This is a genomic window from Rhodococcus sp. AC861 (genome assembly GCF_979256035.1).
The window spans coordinates 1-1550 of sequence record NZ_CEEDMW010000012.1 but is presented as its reverse complement, the minus strand read 5'-3'; the positions used below and the strand labels follow the sequence as shown (position 1 = coordinate 1550).

The following is a 1550-nucleotide window of genomic DNA, read 5'->3' as shown; positions in this document are numbered from 1 at the left end:
TCTGCACGCTCTTTGCCAGCATCGTTGTGAGACATGTCGGCGCGGGTGCGGGGAGATGAGTGATCATGATCGACGTCGAAATAGGCCGCAGTGCCACGGGAGTGCGGAGGTTTCCTCTCGCGTTCCGAGTCGAGTTCCTCAGATCGTGGGACGACGCGGTCGAGCGTGGAGCGAAGACGGCACTGCTGAGGAAGCACTCGCTGACGACGAACACCGTCAAACGGTGGCTCGAGGCGCGGGAGCGTGGAGAATTCACCGCATCGATGGTGACCGCCGCACGAAAGTCGAGGTTCGAGGTGAAGAACACCGAACGCGCCGAACTGGCACGACTACGCAAGGAGAACGACGCCCTCAAGAAAAAGGTGGCGCAGAGCGAAGCGGTGCAGGAGATCCTGGGAAAAGCATACGAGCTCTTGGAAGGGATCACCGAGAGCTCGACCGAGACCGACGAGCAGATCCCACCGGCTCTGATGAGCGCAACCGAGTACGCGCGGTGGCTCGAGCGCAACGCACTGTCCTGACCACCACCGTCGAGCAGGTGACCGCGGCGTCGGCGCTGTCGGTGATCGCGGCGTGCGCGCTCGTCGGGATCGCCCGATCCACCTACTACCGGCTGGTGCGTGGCTACGCCCATTACCGGCCGGCAGCGACGCCGATTCCACATACCGAGCGGGCGCAACCGGCGGCGCTGACCGCGGACGAACGCGCACAGATCATCGACGTCATCACCGATGACGACTACCCGAACCTCTCAGTGGTGCAAGCCTATTGGCGAGCATTCGACGAGCAGAAAGTGGCATGTTCGCAGCGGACGTTCTACCGAGTCGCTGCCGCCGCGAACTGCGTCGGTGACCGGCGTCGCCGCCGCGGAGCCGGCACACCGGCAGCCCGCCGCACACCCGTGGTCGCGGCGCACGCGGTGGGTGATCTCTGGTCGTGGGACGTCACCGAACTACGCGGCCCTCGAATCCAGGATCGGTACAAGCTCTACCTCGCCATCGACGTGTTCTCCCGCTACCCGGTCGCGTGGCGGATCGAGTACACCGAAGACCGGAAATCGGCGGTGGCGATGTTCACCGACGCCATCGCCACCCACGGCGCCCCGACGGTGCTGCACGCCGACAACGGGGCCGTCATGCGCTCGCACACCTTGATCGACGCCCTCACCGAACGTGGTGTGCTCACCTCGTTCTCTCGCCCGCGGGTCAGTGACGACAACCCGTTCTCCGAATCGCTGTTCAAGACGATCAAGTACGACCTCGACTGCCCCGACCGGTTCACCAGCATCGACCACGCCCGCACCTGGACCGCACAATTCCTGAACCGCTACGCCACCGAACACCGCCACTCCGGGCTCGGTCGGCACACCCCCGCAACCGTCCACCAGGGCACCGCGCACCTGATCCGACAGGACCGGCAACACCATCTGCACTGCTACTACGCCCAGCACCCCGAACGGTTCCGACGCCCGCCCCGAGCACCGGAACTACCAGGACCCACCGGTATCAACCACCACAAACTGTCTCAGACAGGTTGACAACTACCGTGCA

At 64.8% G+C, this 1550-nt stretch carries 2 protein-coding genes; both read left to right on the top strand.

Annotation, left to right across the window (positions count from 1 at the left end; all coding sequences use genetic code 11):
• Positions 1–65: 65 nt before the first annotated feature.
• Positions 66–521 carry a hypothetical protein gene (locus AC0IX4_RS22920; protein ID WP_471831374.1) on the top strand — a complete coding sequence of 152 codons (456 nt, stop codon included), beginning with the start codon at positions 66–68 and terminating at the stop codon, positions 519–521.
• Positions 404–1537 carry an IS3 family transposase gene (locus AC0IX4_RS22915; RefSeq protein ID WP_471831376.1) on the top strand — a complete coding sequence of 378 codons (1134 nt, stop codon included), beginning with the start codon at positions 404–406 and terminating at the stop codon, positions 1535–1537. Before AC0IX4_RS22920 ends, AC0IX4_RS22915 begins: the two co-directional genes overlap by 118 nt.
• Positions 1538–1550 lie beyond the last annotated feature (13 nt).

Excerpts from the sequence above, each read along its gene's own strand:
- AC0IX4_RS22920 (WP_471831374.1), top strand. The coding sequence starts at position 66 with ATGATCGACGTCGAAATAGGCCGCAGTGCCACGGGAGTGCGGAGGTTT.